Source organism: Azospirillum sp. TSH20 (assembly GCF_003115935.1).
Lineage (GTDB): Bacteria > Pseudomonadota > Alphaproteobacteria > Azospirillales > Azospirillaceae > Azospirillum.
Map to the genome: position 1 here is coordinate 24,712 of NZ_LGQU01000075.1, position 17,587 is coordinate 42,298.

The window sequence follows — 17,587 nt, forward strand, 5'->3', positions numbered from 1 at the left end:
ACTCTGTGGCTCTGGGCCAATTCCTCATCCGTACGCGCCATTTGGTCGGGACCGGCGGGGTTCAGCCACAAAACTCTCCAAGCCTAGGCCCAATTCGCTCTCCTCTCATGATACAATCGCCCAATGCCGTTTGTATTCAAGCAACTCAAAAAAAACTATAAAAGAAATCGCTTTGGTTATCTCAAGAAGTTTTCGAGAATACGGTTGTACCACTTGGGCCAATGCTCGGAAATCTCCGTGATTTGTGTGCATCAACGGATGTCTGAATAGCGAGGCTTGCCGACGGCTTCTTGCCGCAGCCGAGGCCGCTGGCCAGTTCAAAATCTCGGTGGTGGACATGGCCAAGTGCCGTCCGGCTTGGCTGGATACGGCCTACCGTCAACCCTAAAAAGCCGAAAGCCGCCCGGAGGCGGCTTTGGTTGGTGTGTCGGCGCTTCGCCTACATCCCCGTCTAAGTGACTGGCGGTGCCAAACGGCCCCTCCTGGACGGGCAGCGAGCGCAGCCTTTCGGCGCTTACCTCGACACATCCCGATTATGGGTTCCCTCCGACTTGGGTCAATTCCGTTCCGCCGAAAAAATCTTCGCCGCCCTCCGACGAATCCCTCCCGCCGCTGCGTATCAGGGAGGAACAGCAAGACCGGGGCGGCCGAAAACGCCGTCCGGTCAAGCGCCGGGGCAAGCGTCGGAACAGGTCATGACGATTCGTTGGAAGCCGGTGGTCACCGGTGTGATTCTCGCCGGTCTGGTCGGTGGCGTCGGCTACGCGGTTCAGCAAAAGCTGGCCCCCCAGGCAGCGACACAGCCGGGCCGCCCCCCGGCCGGCGCGCGCAGCAACGTGGTGGCAGTGCAGGCCGGTACCGTGGCGCGGGAGGATGTGCCGATCTGGTTCGACGGCATCGGCACGGTCCAGGCCTTCAACAGCGTCACCGTGCGCGCCCGCGTCGATGGCGAGCTTCAGCGCGTCTCCCTGCAGGAAGGGCAGTTGGTCAAGGCCGGCGACCTGCTGGCGACCATCGATTCCCGCCCGCTCCAGGCCCAGCTCGCCCAGGCCGAGGCGAAGAAGGCGCAGGACGAGGCGCAGTTGGCCAATGCCCGCCGCGACCTCGAGCGCAACATGAACCTGAAGGAATTCGCCTCCCGCCAGACCGTCGACACCCAGCGCGCCCTGGTCGCCCAGTACGAGGCGCAGATCCGCGCCGACGAGGCGGCGATCGAGGCGGTGCGGGTCCAGTTGAACTACACCACCATCACCGCCCCGATCAGCGGCCGCATCGGTCTGCGCAATGTCGACCAGGGCAACGTGGTGCGGGCCAGCGACCAGAGCGGCATCGCCACCATCACGCAAATCCAGCCCATCGCCGTCCTCTTCACCCTGCCGGAGAAGCAGCTGCAGGCCGTGCTCGCCGCCCAGGCGCAAGGGGCGGTGACGGTCGAGGCGCAGGACCGGGAAGGCCGCCGCGTTCTCGACACCGGTGCGCTGGCGGTGGTGGACAACCTGATCGACAGCGGCACCGGCACCATCCGCCTGAAGGCGCAGATGCCGAATGATCCGCAAAAGCTGTGGCCCGGCCAGTTCGTCAATGTCCGCCTGCTCTCCACCATCCGCCGCGGCGCCACCACCGTGCCGGCGACCGTGGTGCAGCGCGGCCCCCAGGGCACCTACGCCTACGTCATCAAGGACGACCAGACGGTGGAACAGCGCCCGATCAAGGTCGCCCGCCAGGAGGAAACCAAGGCCATCATCGACGAAGGCCTGACCCCCGGCGAGCGCGTGGTGGTCGACGGCCAGTACCGTCTGCAGCCCGGCTCCAAGATCCGCATCGTCGAACCCATCGCCTCGGCCCCGGGCACCACCCCGGCGCCGCAGGAGGAACGGCGGCACGACCGGCAGCAGCGTGAGGGACGGCAGCCCTCATGAACATCTCCGCCCCCTTCATCCTGCGGCCGGTCGCCACCGGGCTGCTGATGCTGGCGGTGGTGCTGCTGGGCCTGCTGGGCTACAGCGCGCTGCCGATCTCCTCGCTGCCGACGGTCGATTTCCCGACGGTGCGCGTCACCACCCAGCTGCCGGGCGCAGCACCCGAGGTGATGGCGTCGTCCGTCACCGCCCCGCTGGAACGCCAGCTCGGCCAGATCGCCGGCATTTCCTCCATGGTGTCGACCAGTTCCTTCGGGCTGTCGGTCATCACCCTGCAATTCGACCTGACCCGCGACATCGACGCCGCCTCGCAGGACGTGCAGTCGGCGATCAGCGCCGCGTCGGGCACGCTGCCCAAGGGCCTGCCCAACCCGCCGGTCTACGACAAGGTCAATCCCGCCGACACGCCGGTCATGGTGCTGGCGCTGAGTTCGGACAGCCTCCGCCTGGAGACCGTCAGCGACGCCGCCGACACGCTGCTGGCGCAGAAGCTGTCCCAGGTCGACGGCGTCGGCTATGTCGGGATTGAGGGCGGCCTGCGTCCTGCCGTGCGCGTTCAGGTCAACCCTGCCGCCGTCGCCGGTCTCGGCCTGACGCTGGAGGATGTGCGGACCACCATCACCCAGGCCAACGTCAACGCGCCGAAGGGCAGCTTCGACGGCCCGCGCCAGTCCTGGTCGATCGGCGTCAACGACCAGATCGAGAATGCCGCCGCCTACCGCCCGATCATCGTCACCTACAAGAACGGCGGCCCGGTGCGGCTGACCGACATCGGCACCGTGGTCGATTCGGTGGAGAACACCCGGCTCGCGGCGTGGCATGACGGCAAGCCGGCGGTTCTGCTGAACGTGCTGCGCCAGCCCGGCGCCAACATCATCGACACGGTGGACCGCATCCACAAGCTGCTGCCGTCGCTGCAGTCCAGCCTGCCGCCGCAGATCCACATGGCGGTGCTGACCGACCGGACGGAGACCATCCGCGCCTCGGTGGTGGACGTGCAGAAGACGCTGGTGCTAACCGCCGGGCTGGTGGTGCTGGTGATCTTCCTGTTCCTGCGCAAGGCGTGGGCGACGGTGATCCCGGCCGCAGCATTGCCGCTGTCGCTGATCGGCACCTTCGGCATCATGGCGCTGTGCGGCTTCAGCCTGGACAACCTGTCGCTGATGGCGCTGACCATCGCGTCCGGCTTCGTCGTCGACGACGCCATCGTGATGATCGAGAACATCGTCCGCTACATCGAGCAGGGCGAGAAGCCGTTGCCGGCGGCCCTCAAGGGTGCCCGCCAGATCGGCTTCACCGTCGTCTCGCTGACCCTGTCGCTGATCGCCGTGTTCATCCCGCTGCTGTTCATGGGGGGCGTCGTCGGCCGGCTGTTCCGCGAGTTCGCCATCACGCTGTCCATCGCCGTGCTGGTGTCGGCGGTGATCTCGCTGACGCTGACGCCGATGATGTGCGCCCGCCTGCTGAAAGCGGAAACGGAAACCAAGCCCAACGGCCTGTTCCGCTGGACCGAGCGCGGCTTCGACGCGCTGCTGAACGGCTATGCCGCCTCGCTCCGCTTCGTGCTGCGCCACCAGCCGGCGACGCTGCTGGTCACCATCGCGACTCTGGCCGCCACCCTCTACCTCTACGACGTGGTGCCCAAGGGCTTCCTGCCGCAGCAGGACACCGGCGTCATCATCGGCGTGACCGACGCCGCCCCGTCCATCTCGGTCAAGGCGATGGCGGAGCGCCAGCGCGAGGTCGCCGACATCGTGCGGCGCGATCCCGATGTGGCCGGGGTGGCGAGCTTCGTCGGCACCGGCACGGTGAACGCCACCACCAACACCGGCAACCTGACCATCGCCCTGAAACCGCGCGACCAGCGCAGCGCCTCGGCGGAGGAGATCATCGCCCGCCTGCGCGCCGCCACCGGCGACCTGAAAGGCGTGTCGCTGTTCATGCAGGCGGTGCAGGACGTGCAGATCGACAGCCGCGTCAGCCGCACCCAGTACCAGTATGTCCTTCAGGACGCCGACCCGCGCGAACTGGAAAGCTGGACCCCGCGCCTGCTGGAGGCCTTGCGCGCCCGGCCCGAGCTGACCGACGTGGCGAGCGACCAGCAGCCGGACGGCCTGCAGGTCTATCTCACCATCGACCGCGACGCCGCCAGCCGGCTGCATGTGCTGCCCCAGGCCATCGACGACACGCTGTACGACGCCTTCGGCCAGCGTCAGGTCTCGACCATCTACACCCAGACCAACCAGTACCGCGTCATCCTGGAGGTCGAACCGTCCTTCCAGATGGACCCGGCGTCCTTGTCCAAGATCTATGTGAAGGCCAGCGGCGGCACCGTCGTTCCGCTGAATGCCGTGGTGTCGGTGGAGCGCAAGACCGCTCCCCTGGTCATCACCCACCAGGGCCAGTTCCCCTCCGTCACCCTGTCCTTCAACGTGGCGCACGGCGTCTCGCTGGGCGCGGCGGTGGCGGCGATCCAGCAGGCGCGCGACAGCATCGGCATGCCCGACACCGCGACCGCCCGCTTCGCCGGCACCGCCGCCGAATTCCGTTCCTCGCTCGACACCCAGCCCTGGCTGATCCTGGCGGCGGTGGTCGCGGTCTACATCGTGCTGGGCGTGCTGTACGAGAGCACGATCCACCCCATCACCATCCTGTCGACCCTGCCGTCGGCCGGCATCGGCGCGCTGCTGGCCCTGATGGCGACCGGCCATGACCTGTCGCTGATCGCGCTGGTCGGCATCGTGCTGCTGATCGGCATCGTCAAGAAGAACGCGATCATGATGATCGACTTCGCGCTGGAGGCCGAACGTCACCAGGGCATGGCGCCGGAACGCTCGATCTACGAGGCGTCGCTCCTGCGCTTCCGCCCGATCATGATGACGACCATGGCGGCGCTGCTCGGCGCCCTGCCCCTGGCGCTGGAGAACGGCACCGGGTCGGAACTGCGCAAGCCGATGGGCATCGCCATCGTCGGCGGCCTGCTGCTCAGTCAGGTGTTGACGCTCTACACCACGCCGGTGGTCTATCTCTACATGGACCGGCTGGGCAACCGGCTGGGCCGCTGGCTGCGGCCATGGCGGCGCAAGCCGGCGGCCGAGCCCGGCAACGATCAGGCTCCCGGCCGGGCGGCGGCGGAGTAGCCGACCATGGCCTCCCTCAACATCAACCCGCTGGCGTCCGCCGCCTCGCTTTCCGCCCTGTTCATCCGGCGGCCGGTCGGCACGTCGCTGCTGATGGTCGGGCTGATGATCCTCGGCATGGTGGCCTACCGCTTCCTGCCGGTGGCGCCGCTGCCGCAGGTGGAATTCCCCACCATCATCGTCACCGCCGCCCTGCCCGGCGCCAGCCCGGAGACCATGGCCGCCTCCGTCGCCACGCCGCTGGAACGCCGGCTCGCCCGCATCGCCGGGGTGTCGGAGATGACCTCCAACAGCAAGCTCGGCAGCACCACCGTCGTCGTGCAGTTCGAGCTGAACCGCGACGTGGAATCGGCCTCGCGCGACGTGCAGGCCGCCATCAACGCCGCCGGCGGCGACCTGCCGGCCGACCTGCCCAGCCCGCCCAAGATGCGGCGCATCAACCCGGCCGACGCGCCGGTGATGACGCTGGCCATGACCTCCACCACGCTGGCCCCGGCGGAGCTCTACAATCTCGCCGACAGCATCATCGGCCAGCGCCTGAGCCAGATCGAGGGGGTGGCCCAGGTCTCCATCAACGGGGCGGAGAAGACGGCGGTGCGCGTGCGCGTCAACGCCGCCGCAGCCGCCAACATGGGCGTCAGCCTGGAATCGATCCGCAGCGTCATCTCCCAGGCCAACGCCAACGGCCCGAAGGGGAGCTTCGACGGCACCCATGAAACCTGGTCGATCGGCGCCAGCGACCAGCTGTTCGGCGCCGACGCCTACCGCCGGCTGATCGTGACCGAGAAGAACGGCGCCACCATCCGGCTCGGCGACGTCGCCGAGGTGATCGAGGCGCCGGAGAACAGCCGCACCGCCGCCTGGCAGGACGGCCAGCGCGCCGTGCTCATCAACATCCAGAAGCAGCCCGGTTCCAACGTCGTGGAGACGGTGGACCGCATCCGGGCGGAGCTGTCGACGCTGCGCAGCTGGATGCCGCCGGGGGTCAGCCTGTCGGTGCGCACCGACCGCACGCCGACCATCCGCGCCTCCATCGACGACGTGCAGAAGACGCTGGCGGTCACGGTGGCGCTGGTGGTGATGGTGATGGCGTTGTTCCTGCGCCGGCTGTGGGCGACGGTGATCCCGGCGGCCTCGGTGCCGCTGTCGCTGGCCGGCACCTTCGGCGTGATGTGGATCGTCGGCTACAGCCTGGACAATTTCTCGCTGATGGCGCTGACCATCTCGGTCGGCTTCGTGGTGGACGACGCCATCGTCGTTATCGAGAACATCGTCCGCCACATCGAAAAGGGCGCCAAGCCGTTCGAAGCGGCGGTGAAGGGCGCGCGTCAGGTCGCCTTCACCGTGATCTCCATCAGCCTGTCGCTGGTCGCCGTCTTCATCCCCATCCTGTTCATGGGCGGCATCCAGGGCCGGCTGTTCCGCGAGTTCGCCGTGGTGCTGTCGGTCGCCATCGCCGTCTCGGCGGTGGTGTCGCTGACCCTGACCCCGATGATGTGCGCCCATCTGCTGGCCCCGGAGGCGGAGCGCAGGCCCCCCGGACGCCTCGCCCGCGCGCTCGGCTGGATCGGCGACCGACTGTTCGGCCTCTATGCCGGCGGCCTCGACTGGGTGCTGGCCCACCGCCGCACCATGCTGGTGGCCACCGCCGCCATCATCGGCGTCAGCGTCTGGCTCTACGGGCAGGTGCCGAAGGGCTTCGTGCCGCAGCAGGACACCGGGCTGCTGATCGGCTTCAGCGACCCGCCGCCCGACATCTCCTTCCGCGCCATGGTGACGCGCCAGCGCGCGTTGCAGGAGGCCGTTTCCGGCGACCCGGCAGTTGCCAGCGTCGGCGGCACCATCGGCGGCGGCGGTCCCGGCGGCACCTATTCCGGCCAGATCTACATCGCCCTGAAACCGAAGGCGGAGCGCGACGACCTGCCCACCGTCACCCAGCGGCTGCGCCAGCGCGCCGGCCGGGTGCCGGGGGTGCAGCTCTACCTGATGCCGGTGCAGGACATCCGCGTCGGCGGCTTCCAGGGCCGCAGCCAGTACCGCTACAGCCTGCAGGACGCCGACATCGGCGCGCTCAACGAATGGGCGCCCAAGCTGGTGGAGAAGATGCGCACCCTGCCGGAGCTGGTCGACGTCGCCAACGACCGCCAGAACGGCGGCATCCAGGCCAACGTCATCGTCGACCGCGACGCCGCCACCCGCCTCGGCGTGTCGCTCAGCAGCCTGGAGGCGACGCTCTACGACGCCTTCGGCCAGCGGCAGGTCTCGACCATGTATCTGGCGCAGAACCAGCACAAGGTGGTGCTGGAGGTCGATCCCGCCGAAGCGCTCGGCCCCGACGACCTGAAGCGCATCTTTGTGACGGGCCGCAGCGGCATGGTGCCCCTGTCGGCGGTGTCGCGCGTCGTCATCGGCAACCAGGCCGCCAGCATCCAGCACCAGAGCGGATTCCCGGTCGCCAACCTGACCTTCGACCTCGCCCCCGGCGTCTCGCTGTCCCAGGCGACCGAGCTGATCCAGCGCGCGGCGGAGGACATCGGCATGCCCGCCAGCATCCGCGCCGGCTTCCAGGGCGACGCGCGCGCCTTCCAGCAATCCTCCTCCAGCCAGCCGCTGCTGATCCTGGCGGCGCTGATCACCATCTACATCGTGCTGGGGGTGCTCTACGAAAGCCTGATCCACCCGCTGACCATCCTGTCGACCCTGCCGTCGGCCGGGCTGGGGGCGCTGATCGCGCTGATCCTGACCGGTTACGACCTGTCGATCGTGGCCTTGATCGGCATCATCCTGCTGATCGGCATCGTCAAGAAGAACGCCATCATGATGATCGACTTCGCCCTGGAGGCGGAGCGGGAACGCGGCCTGTCGCCCTTGGAGGCGATCCGCGAGGCCGGGCTGGTCCGCTTCCGCCCGATCATGATGACGACGATGGCGGCGCTGCTCGGCGCGGTTCCGCTCGCCTTCGACTTCGGCACCGGCGGCGAGATCCGCCGCCCGCTCGGCATCGCCATCATCGGCGGCCTGCTGGTCAGCCAGATGCTGACGCTCTACACCACGCCGGTGGTCTATCTGACCCTGGAGCGTCTGGCCCTGCGGCGCAGCAGCCGGCACGCCATCGCCGCTCCGGCGGAATAGGAGGGCGGCGGATGGGCAGGCTTTCCGTAATCCTCAGGATTTCCATCACCCCCGCGAGATCCCCTCTCCCCCCCGCTCACGCGCAAACTTCGTTTGCGCTGACGCGACAGGCGGATCGAAGATCCGCCGAAAGCGGGGAGAGGGTTAGGGTGAGGGGGGCGCACGGCGGCCCTTTCCCGAAAATCCGGCATGTGCATCCCCCTCACCCCGACCCTCTCCCCGGGGGGGAGAGGGAGAAATCGCCACGCTGGAACCCACTTGCACTGTTGGGCATAGTTCTCGCCCACGGCATGAGCGGAGCCCCGGTGGCCGACGACACCGACAGCGACGACGGGTTGATGGGGCGCGTGGCCGGTGGCGACGCCGCCGCCTTCGACCGGCTGGCCGCCCGCCACATGCGCCGCGCCGTGGCGCTGGCCCAGCGGATGACCGGCAACCCGTCCGACGCCGACGAGATCGCGCAGGAGGCCTTCCTGCGGGTCTGGCAGCATGCCGGCCGCTGGGATGGGGCGCGCGCCGCTTTCACCACATGGCTCTACCGCATCGTCATGAACCTCGCCATCGACCGCGGCCGCCGTCCCGGTTGGTCGCCGCTGGAGGACGCCGGCGATCCGCCCGACGAGTCCCCCGACGCGCTGACCCGCATCGCCGAGCGCCAGACCGCCGAGCGGGTCAACCGGGCGCTGGCCGCCTTGCCCGACCGCCAGCGCGCCGCCGTCGTGCTGTTCCACCAGGAGGGGCTCAGCCTGCGGCAGGCCGCCGAGGTCCTGACCATGAGCGAAAGCGCCTTCGCCTCGCTGCTGGCCCGCGCCCGCGCCGCGCTGAAGACCGCGCTCACCGCCGCCGACGCCCCATGAGGAGGGAGGATGCCATGACCGACGAAGACTTCCTCCGCCACCTGGACGACTACGGCGCCTCGCCGGAGCGCTGGCCGCCGGAGCTGCGTGCCGCGGCCGACGCCGCGCTCGCCCGCTTCCCCGCCCTGCGCACGGCGCTGGAGGACGCGCAGTCCTTCGACCGCCTGCTCGCCACCCCCGCCCCGCCGGTGGAGGACGACCGCGTCGACCGGCTGCTGGCCGCCGTCGGCAAGGCGGCGCGCGGCATGCCGCAGGACAGCATCGTGATGCTTCTGCTCGGCCGGATGCCGCGGCGGACGGTGGCCGGCTTCTGCGTCGCCCTGCTCGCGCTCGGCTGGCTGACCGGACAGCTTGCCAGCCCCGCCCCCACCGCGCCGCGCAGCCAGGAACTGGCCCTGCTGAGCGACGAGGTCGTCACCCTGTTCGACGGAGACTCCCGATGAGCGGTTTCGCCGCCCCCCAGCCGTCCGTCCTGACCCGACTGCGCCAGCGGATCAGCCTGCGCACGCTGGCCCTGGCGTCGCTGGCGCTGAACCTGTTTCTCGGCGCCATGCTGGTGGCGACGATCCGCAACCCGCCGCCCCCGCCCTACCGGCCGATGCCCGACCGCTTCGTCGAGCATGTGGCGGCCGACCTGTCCGACGCCGACGCCGTTGTCCTGCGCGCCGCCTTCGAGCCGTTGCGCCCGCGCTACGACGCGCTGTCCCAGGAGTACCGCGAGGCCGGGCAGCGGGTGCGCGCCCTGCTCCAGGCCGAGCCTGTGGATTTCGACTCCCTGCGCGCCGCGACCTCCGCCGCCCGCGCCAAGCGCCGCCAGATCGGCGAACTGACCGAGGAAACCGTGCTGTCCATCCTGCCCGACCTGTCGCCGGCCGGCAGGCTGCGGCTGGTCGGCGGGCCAGGGCCGGAGAAGCTGTCCCATTCGCCTAAAAAATAGGCAAACCCACTCATCCACAGGCCGGATGGGCCAGCCGGAAGGGTGTGGATGATTCTGTTCGGAGATTGCGCACACATCTATCCACAGATTCTGTGGAGAAGAAAACCAGCGGAAATTTTATCCACACAAATTCACAAGTTATCATCCCCAAGTTTTATCGCCCGCCTTCCCATGGATCCTTGTATCCACCACCGATCCGGCATATCCAAATAACGTGGATCAGCAAGATTGGTGGGGGATCGTCATGATCGGAGATCCGTTTCATCCAAAGAAGGCGACGATCTCTTTGCGCGTTGACCGCCGAATCAAAGATGTCGCCAAGAATTACGCACGTCAGCGGCAGACGCCTCTGGCCGAGGTCATGCGCGACCTCTTGGCCCGCTACGTCGCCGAATGCGCGCGGGAGAATGCCCAGGCGACCCCGGACCTGTTGAAGGACCGGCCGGCGCAATATGTGGATTTCGCAAAGCTGGAAGGCCTAATGGGCCGTCAGGAGTAGGCCCGCCTGCCTTGAGGGGATCTTGAGCGGGCGGCTCCGGCCCCATACATCGACGGTGGACAAGCTGCCAGGGGAAGGAGCCCCGCCATGCCGCCCACCGCCCAAGCTTCCGGTCAGTCTTCCACAGGCCCCGGTTCTTCCACAGCCGCCGACAGCCTGCACATCGCCTGTCCGCATTGCGACACGCTGAACCGCGTGCCTCCGGCCCGTCTGGGCGGCGGCAAGTGCGGTCGCTGCGGCAACGCCCTGTTCGAAGGAAAGCCGGTGGCGCTCGACGCCCGCCGCTTCGCCGCGCATGCCGAGAAGAGCGACCTGCCGCTGCTGATCGACTTCTGGGCCGAGTGGTGCGGCCCCTGCCGCATGATGGCCCCCGTCTTCGCCCAGGCCGCGGCCCAGCTGGAACCCCACGTCCGCCTCGCCAAGATCGACACCGAGGCCTCACCTGACCTCGCCGCCCGCTTCGCCATCCGCAGCATCCCGTCGCTGGTCCTGGTCCATCACGGCCGCGAAATCGCCCGCACCGCCGGCGCAATGCCGCTTCCGGCCCTGGTGACGTGGGTGCGGCAGACAATCCCCTCTCCCCCCCGCTCACGCGCAAACTAAGTTTGCGCTGACGCGACAGGCGGACCTCTGGTCCGCCGAAAGCGGGGAGAGGGTTAGGGTGAGGGGGGCGCGCGGCGAGGATCTTCAAGCATCGCGCACCCCCGGCTCCTTTATCAAATCCACGCGGTGCATCCCCCTCACCCCGACCCTCTCCCCGGGGGGGAGAGGGGGATAGCAACACCCCTACGCCGCCCGCACCGTCGCGATGAAGGTCCCCACCTCCCGGCGCAGGCGTTCGGCCTCGACCGCCAGTTCCTGCGAGGTGCCGCGGACGCGGCCGGCGGCGTCGCCGGTCTCATGCACGGCGGTGCTGACGCCGGCGATGTTGCTCGACACCTCCTCGGTGCCCTGCGCCGCCTGGGTGACGCTGGAGGCGATCTCGCGGGTGGCGGCGGCCTGTTCCTCAATGGCGGCGGCGATGGCGGTGGTGATCTCGCTCATGTGGCCGATGGTCTTGCCGATGCTGCCGATGGCCTTCTGGGCGCCGCCGGTGGTCTGCTGAATCTCCTGCACCTTGGCCTGGATCTCGTCGGTCGCGCGCGCGGTCTGGCTGGCCAGCGCCTTCACCTCGCTCGCCACCACGGCGAAGCCCTTGCCGGCCTCACCGGCCCGCGCCGCCTCGATGGTGGCGTTCAGCGCCAGCAGGTTGGTCTGGGCGGCGATGCCGCTGATCAGTTCGACCACCGCGCCGATCTGCTCGGCGGCGGAGACCAGATCGCGCATGGTGCGGTCGGCGCCGTCGGCATCGGCCACCGCCTGGGTGGCGATGCGGGTGGAGTTCTCCACCTGCTGGCCGATCTCGGAGATGGAAGCCGACAGTTCCTCCGTCGCGGTGGCGACGGTCTGCACATTGGCCGAGGCCTGTTCGGAGGCCGAGGCGACCAGCAGCGACCGCTCGGTCGCCTCCTGCGCGGTGGCGGTCAGCTCGGTCGCGGCGTCGCGCATGCCGGTGGCGGCGTTGGCGACCGTGTCGACGATGCCCTTCACCGCGTTCTCGAAGGTGTCGGCCATCTGCATCATGGTCTGGCGGCGCTGGGCGGCGGCCTGCCGCTCGCTCTCCTCCTGCGCCTTGCGCATCCGCTCCATCTCATAGGCGTTGGTCTTGAAGACCTGGAGCGCACGGGCCAGCGCGCCGATCTCGTCCCGGCGCGCGTCGTCGGTGACGGCGACGCTCAGGTCGCCTTCGGCCAGACGGCCCATCGCCCGCGTGATGTTGCCGAGCGGCTTGGTGATCGCCCGCGAAATCGCCCAGGCCAGCAGCAGGCCGATCAGCAGGGCGGCGACCGTCACCATTGTGCCGCGCCCTTCGGCCGCCTTCACCTCGGCGGCGGCGGTGGTCTCCAGCTGCGACAGGAAATCGGCGGAATGGTCGCGGATCAGGCCGATCTTGTCGCCGATCTCCTTGCCGGCCTTGCCCAGCGTCTCATTGTTCAGCGACTTCAGCTGGTCGCTCAAGCTGGCGATGCGGTCGATGCCGGTGCCATAGGCCGGAAGCTTGGCGACCGCATCGGACAGCTTGGCCTTCACCGGCCCGTCCGCCATGCCGTCGCGCAGCGCCGTGGCCTTGGCGGTCACGTCGGCCAGATCCTTGCGGATGCGCGCCAGATCCTCGGCCTGCGTCTCCGCCACGAAGCGGGCGACCAGCACGCGGACCAGCAGGTACTGCTCGCTGACATCGGCGGCCTGCACCGTGCGGTCGAGATCGCCCAGATCCTTCTCCGCCTTGACGGTCTCGCTCAGCGTGCGGCGGATGTCGGCGCCCAGCTTGTTCACCACCGACGCGACGATCGAGTCGCGCTCCGTCCGCGCGGCGACCAGCTGGTCGAAGCCGCCGGTCAGCGTCTTCTGCAGGCTGGCGATCTCCTGCGCCGCCTGGCGGTCGGTCGCGCTGGTCATGCGCGTGGTGGCGGCGTCCAGCTTCCTGGCGAACTTGTCCACGTCGACGCGGAAGCGGTCGGCCACCGCGGCGGAGCCGCTGGACACGAACTCCTCCGCCGCCCCCAGGGCGTCGGCCATGTTGGTGTCCGCCTCCGCCACCGCCATGGCGACATGCGACTGCCCGGCATAGCGGCGGAGCGCGTCGTCGCTCGATCGCAAGCCCGTCCAGGACACCGCCCCCAAGCCGACCAGCAGCGCGAGCGTCACGCCGAAGCCGGTGTAGATCTTGGTCGCCGTGCGCAGATTGGCGAAGGGACCGGCTTTGGTCGGTTGGGCGGCGGTCTGCCGGCTTGGGTGGGCGGCGTTCATGATTGGGGACCTCGTCTTCTGACCCGGCTGCTGGCAACTCTCCGATCTTTCGTGCGATCGGTTATCAACGAGGTAGCCTACAAGAACAATGCCAAAGGACCATTAACGCCGCGGTGTTTTTCTGCCCTGTGAAATGACCCCTTTCCAATAGACTGCGCCACCTACCCTTCGCATTCTGCCAAGATCATTGAGATCGCTTTGCATTTTGCCAAAGCTTGACCTTCGCATTCGCGAAAGCCTGGCCTTTAGTTATAGAACTGACCGCCATTCACCTCGATCGTCTGGCCGGTGATATAGCCTGCCAGCCGGTTGGAAGAGAGGAACAGGTACGCGCCGACGCAATCCTCCGCCGTCCCCAGCCGTTTCAGCGGGATGCGCGCCGCGGTCTGCGACAGTTTGTCCGCGGTCGAGTAGCGCTGGTGGAAATCGGTGTCGATGGTGCCGGGCGACACCGCGTTGACGCGGATGCCGTGCGGCGCCAGCTCGGTCGCCAGCGAGCGGGCGAGGCTGGCTTGGAACGCCTTCGCGGCGCTGTAGAGCGACGAGCCGGCGCTGCCGCCGGTGCGGCCGGAGATGGAGCCGGTGTTGACGATGGCCCCCCTCGACTCGATCAGCGCCGGCAGGGCGGCGCGGCTGGCGACGACCGCCGAGGCGGCGTTCAGGTCGAACTGCTGCTGCAGGAAATCATCGTCGATGTCGGCCAACGCCACCCGGCCCAGCATGGTGCCGGCATTGTTGATCAGCACGTCCAGCCCGCCCAGCCGATCCACCGCCTGCTCCACCACCGCACGGGTCTGCCCCTTGTCGGCGAAGTCGCCGGCCAGCCCGACCACGCCGTTGCCCATGCCCGCCCCCATTGAGGCCGCCACGGCGTCCACCGCCGCCCGGTCGCGGCCATGGATGGCGACGCGGGCGCCGAGCTGGGCGAAGGCCGCCGCCACCGCGGCGCCGATGCCGCGGCTGCTGCCGGTGACCAGCACCCGCTTGTCCCGGAACTCCCGGGCAAGCAGGTCGGCGGGCCAGTTGCCGATGTCGGTAGCGGTGTTGGTTGCGGTGTCGGTTGCGGTCATGACGTGCGCTCTCCCTGCTGGCCGGCCAATCCTGTGTTCGGAATCGAAAGCCGGCTTGATTGTTCGTGTTCCAATCCGATCATAAGGGGCGACGGCCCGCCGTCAATTGCCGGGTCGGCCGCGCCCCTCCCGGATTTGCGAGAATCCTGTCGTAGACGGCCGGCCTTCGGGCTATGTAGGCGGGATGAACACCGACCAAGACAAGACCGGCACCGCGCAGCCCTTCGAGATTTTCCTGGTGGCCGCCCCAGGCCTGGAATCCGTGCTGTGTGCCGAGGCGCGCGAGCGCGGCTTCGCCAACCCCACAGCCGTGAAGGGCGGGGTGACGGTCACCGGCGGATGGCCGGAGGTCTGGCGGGCCAATCTGGAGCTGCGCGGCGCCACCCGCGTGCTGGCGCGCATCGCCAGCTTCCGCGCCCTGCATCTGGCGCAGCTGGACAAGCGCGCCCGCCGGGTTCCCTGGGCCGAGATCCTGCGCGCCGACGTTCCGGTGCGGGTCGAGGCGTCCTGCAAGGCCTCGCGCATCTACCATGCCGGCGCCGCCGCCCAGCGCATCGAGCGCGCCATCGCCGAGGAACTCGGCGCCCCCATCGTCAAGGCCGCCCCCAAACCGACCGGCAAGACCGCCCGCAAGGACGCCGCCGGGGATACGGAGGCGGAGGACACCCGCGCCGTCCAGATCAAGGCGCGCATCGACGACGACCTCTGCACCATCAGCGTCGACAGCTCCGGCGAGTCGCTGCACAAGCGCGGCCACAAGGAAGCGGTCAACAAGGCGCCGATGCGCGAGACCCTGGCCGCGCTGTTCCTGCGCCAGTGCGGCTATGACGGCCGCGAGCCGGTGGTGGACCCGATGTGCGGCTCCGGCACCTTCGTCATCGAGGCCGCCGAGATCGCCGCCGGCCTAAAGCCCGGCCGCTCCCGTCATTTCGCCTTCGAACAGCTCGCCAACTTCGACCCCGCCCTCTGGCAGAGCCTGCGCACCGGCGGCACGCCCACGACGCCCACCGTCCGTTTCCACGGCAGCGACCGCGACGCCGGCGCCATCGCCATGAGCCGCGCCAACGCCGAGCGTGCCGGCGTCTCCGCCTGGACCGAGTTCACCCACCACGCCATCAGCGACCTGACCCCGCCCGAGGGTCCGCCCGGCCTCGTGATCGTCAACCCGCCCTACGGCGCCCGCATCGGCGAGGGCAAGTCCCTGATCCCGCTCTACCACGCCATGGGCCAGACCCTGAAAGCGCGCTTTGCAGGCTGGCGCGTGGGCATCATCACCAACGAAGCCGCCCTGGCGAAGGCGACGGAACTGCCGTTCGAGGAGGGGGGCGTGTCGGTGTCGAACGGGGGGATCAGGGTGACGCTGTATCGGACGGGTGTGTTGGGGGGAATAGGTTTGTCCTAAACGCGCCTCGGTGGCGCAACCCGCCTTGTCGATCGTTCAAGCAGCCAGCAGCAAATCACGCATCGCTTCCGGTTGGGAAATCGGAACGATCGTGGCGACTTCGCGAATGCGCCCGATATCTTCGTCACGGTAAAGCAGGCGCCGGTCATCGAGCGCCGCAACACGTTGCCCCTGCCAATCTCTCAGATCATAACAGCGGGCAAACACATTCTCGGCACGCGCCTTGGCGACGCTTGCATGACTGCTTTCCGCCGGAAGAGTAAAGATCGCCGTCTCCAATCCGGAGGAACGAACAAGAAAGTCGACAGGAACAAGCGTGTTTCCGCGACCAATTATTTTTGCATTCTGCTCATAATCCAAAGAAATATCTTCAATTATGCTCTCCACTTCCTCCTGGAAGCTTCCCTGAACCGCAACTCTATGGGTAAAGATCAGATCAGCCACGCGAATGCAGGCTTGACCCAACCGGATCACACCCATCGCCAACTCCTGCGGTGTGACGTTGCAGGAAAGCACTCCCTTCGAATGCTCTATTCCGTAGGTTTCCAGAATATCAAACGTCAAGCGCCTACGCCGAGCTGAACGCAGTGGCCGAATATCCACCTGATCGAGCCATAGGAAAGTGTTGCCGAAGTCAGTCAGTGTCATCGGCATTTCTTTGGACAGCATGTCCTGCCGATTCGCGATGAAAACATCCACCGACGACCCGTCCGGATAGCGGAAGGCTGTCGAAATCCGGACATGACCCTTTGGAATCAGGTCGACTTCTTCGACAAGCGGGCAGGATTTAAAGCGGTCTTTTACTTCGATCAACTCCAGCATAGTCCCGACCCTCCTCACATTCCAGCCAAGTCGGGTGGCAGGATCAACGAGCCATCATGAACTATGTGGGCCATCCGGCAAAAGGCGTCAAACACCTCTTTGAGAGACCGACCATCGAGGTCGCTGCGGTCCACAACGTCCTTTTTCAAATTATGACGCGGGCAGTCCGGGTGATGCAGAGAGTGCTTGTGGCTTCTGCCGGCCGGTTTGTGGGGGCGGCTATCGACCTCCAACCTGCAAATCGGGCCGATGCCGGGAATTTTCACGTTCAACGTTTTGGCCCCCGTTTCAGCGACCAGCTGCACGTTCAATAACGCTTCCACACCTTCTGCATTGGTAATCGGAATGTCCCGCGCCTCCCACGCAACGGAAATCTCACTCCGTTGTTCAAGGTGAATATCCCCAATGATCCGCTTTCCAGGCATATCCCGAAGACGTTCGAATTCGCTGCGATCCATAGGAAACCTGCTTCGGCAGACCGGTTCAGAAGCGGAGCATGCCGAAAGGGGTACATCAGAAATGATGTTTGGGCGACGGTTTTATCGCGCATTTATGCGCAAAATACCGTCTGAGAGCCTGCAGGGATTTAATGGAAGTGGCGTCCCCGACGGGAGTCGAACCCGTGTCGCCGCCGTGAAAGGGCGGTGTCCTAGGCCTCTAGACGACGGGGACGTTGTACCTTCAAGCCCGCGCTCAATAACGCATCCAGCGCGTGGATGGCGTCCCCTAGGGGAGTCGAACCCCTGTTACCGCCGTGAGAGGGCGGTGTCCTAGGCCTCTAGACGAAGGGGACGTCTGGTCCCGATGCGCAACTCGCGGCGGTGGAGGCTGCCACCGGCCGCGCGACCCAACCTTGGAAGGTTGGCGTCCCCAAGGGGAGTCGAACCCCTGTTACCGCCGTGAGAGGGCGGTGTCCTAGGCCTCTAGACGATGGGGACGTCATCGGCGTGGGCGGGGTT

At 67.6% G+C, this 17,587-nt stretch carries 13 protein-coding genes and 3 tRNA genes; 9 read left to right on the forward strand and 7 right to left on the reverse strand.

Going from position 1 to position 17,587, the window contains the following annotated elements; genetic code table 11:
* Positions 1-695: 695 nt before the first annotated feature.
* The 8 genes from TSH20_RS20440 to trxC all read left to right on the forward strand — a co-directional run bounded on the left by TSH20_RS20440 (position 696) and on the right by trxC (position 11,087).
* The gene (locus TSH20_RS20440; protein WP_109076428.1) at positions 696-1,919 is read left to right on the forward strand and encodes an efflux RND transporter periplasmic adaptor subunit; all 1,224 of its coding nucleotides are present in this window, start codon (positions 696-698) and stop codon (positions 1,917-1,919) included.
* Positions 1,916-5,059, forward strand: coding sequence for a multidrug efflux RND transporter permease subunit (locus TSH20_RS20445; RefSeq protein ID WP_109076429.1), 3,144 nt, complete (start codon positions 1,916-1,918; stop codon positions 5,057-5,059). The genes TSH20_RS20440 and TSH20_RS20445 overlap by 4 nt, the downstream gene beginning before the upstream one ends.
* A 6-nt stretch (positions 5,060-5,065) precedes the next feature.
* Positions 5,066-8,191 (forward strand): efflux RND transporter permease subunit, encoded by a 3,126-nt coding sequence (locus TSH20_RS20450; RefSeq protein WP_109076430.1) that lies wholly within the window; start codon positions 5,066-5,068, stop codon positions 8,189-8,191.
* A 305-nt stretch (positions 8,192-8,496) separates the two neighbouring features.
* Positions 8,497-9,048 (forward strand): RNA polymerase sigma factor, encoded by a 552-nt coding sequence (locus TSH20_RS20460; protein ID WP_109076432.1) that lies wholly within the window; start codon positions 8,497-8,499, stop codon positions 9,046-9,048.
* 14 nt (positions 9,049-9,062) lie between these two features.
* Positions 9,063-9,491 (forward strand): hypothetical protein, encoded by a 429-nt coding sequence (locus TSH20_RS20465; RefSeq protein WP_247871194.1) that lies wholly within the window; start codon positions 9,063-9,065, stop codon positions 9,489-9,491.
* Positions 9,488-9,985, forward strand: coding sequence for a periplasmic heavy metal sensor (locus TSH20_RS20470; RefSeq protein WP_109076434.1), 498 nt, complete (start codon positions 9,488-9,490; stop codon positions 9,983-9,985). Before TSH20_RS20465 ends, TSH20_RS20470 begins: the two co-directional genes overlap by 4 nt.
* A gap of 244 nt (positions 9,986-10,229) precedes the next feature.
* Positions 10,230-10,484 (forward strand): hypothetical protein, encoded by a 255-nt coding sequence (locus tag TSH20_RS20475; RefSeq protein WP_246457282.1) that lies wholly within the window; start codon positions 10,230-10,232, stop codon positions 10,482-10,484.
* Positions 10,485-10,571: 87 nt separating this feature from the next.
* Positions 10,572-11,087, forward strand: a complete 516-nt coding sequence (trxC, locus tag TSH20_RS20480) for a thioredoxin TrxC (RefSeq protein WP_109076436.1) — start codon at positions 10,572-10,574, stop codon at positions 11,085-11,087.
* A 183-nt stretch (positions 11,088-11,270) separates the two neighbouring features.
* On the opposite strand, the gene TSH20_RS20485 is transcribed toward trxC, so the two are convergent.
* Together TSH20_RS20485 and TSH20_RS20490 are read right to left on the reverse strand one after the other, a co-directional pair.
* Complete coding sequence (locus tag TSH20_RS20485; protein ID WP_109076437.1) at positions 11,271-13,334, reverse strand: methyl-accepting chemotaxis protein; 2,064 nt, start codon at positions 13,332-13,334, stop codon at positions 11,271-11,273.
* A 245-nt stretch (positions 13,335-13,579) separates the two neighbouring features.
* Positions 13,580-14,404 (reverse strand): SDR family oxidoreductase, encoded by an 825-nt coding sequence (locus tag TSH20_RS20490; protein WP_109076438.1) that lies wholly within the window; start codon positions 14,402-14,404, stop codon positions 13,580-13,582.
* Between the two features lie 184 nt (positions 14,405-14,588).
* Here TSH20_RS20490 and TSH20_RS20495 point away from each other — a divergent pair, with 184 nt between their 5' ends.
* The gene (locus tag TSH20_RS20495) at positions 14,589-15,806 is read left to right on the forward strand and encodes an RNA methyltransferase (RefSeq protein ID WP_109076439.1); all 1,218 of its coding nucleotides are present in this window, start codon (positions 14,589-14,591) and stop codon (positions 15,804-15,806) included.
* A 36-nt stretch (positions 15,807-15,842) separates the two neighbouring features.
* Here the strand turns inward: TSH20_RS20495 and TSH20_RS20500 are convergent, their stop codons facing one another.
* The 5 genes from TSH20_RS20500 to TSH20_RS20520 all read right to left on the reverse strand — a co-directional run bounded on the left by TSH20_RS20500 (position 15,843) and on the right by TSH20_RS20520 (position 17,566).
* Positions 15,843-16,628 (reverse strand): DUF1828 domain-containing protein, encoded by a 786-nt coding sequence (locus TSH20_RS20500; RefSeq protein ID WP_109076440.1) that lies wholly within the window; start codon positions 16,626-16,628, stop codon positions 15,843-15,845.
* A gap of 14 nt (positions 16,629-16,642) precedes the next feature.
* The gene (locus TSH20_RS20505; RefSeq protein ID WP_109076441.1) at positions 16,643-17,086 is read right to left on the reverse strand and encodes a hypothetical protein; all 444 of its coding nucleotides are present in this window, start codon (positions 17,084-17,086) and stop codon (positions 16,643-16,645) included.
* Between the two features lie 138 nt (positions 17,087-17,224).
* Positions 17,225-17,300, reverse strand: a tRNA-Glu gene (locus tag TSH20_RS20510).
* A gap of 45 nt (positions 17,301-17,345) precedes the next feature.
* A tRNA-Glu gene (locus TSH20_RS20515) sits at positions 17,346-17,421 on the reverse strand.
* A 69-nt stretch (positions 17,422-17,490) separates the two neighbouring features.
* Positions 17,491-17,566: transfer RNA gene (locus tag TSH20_RS20520), tRNA-Glu, on the reverse strand.
* Positions 17,567-17,587 lie beyond the last annotated feature (21 nt).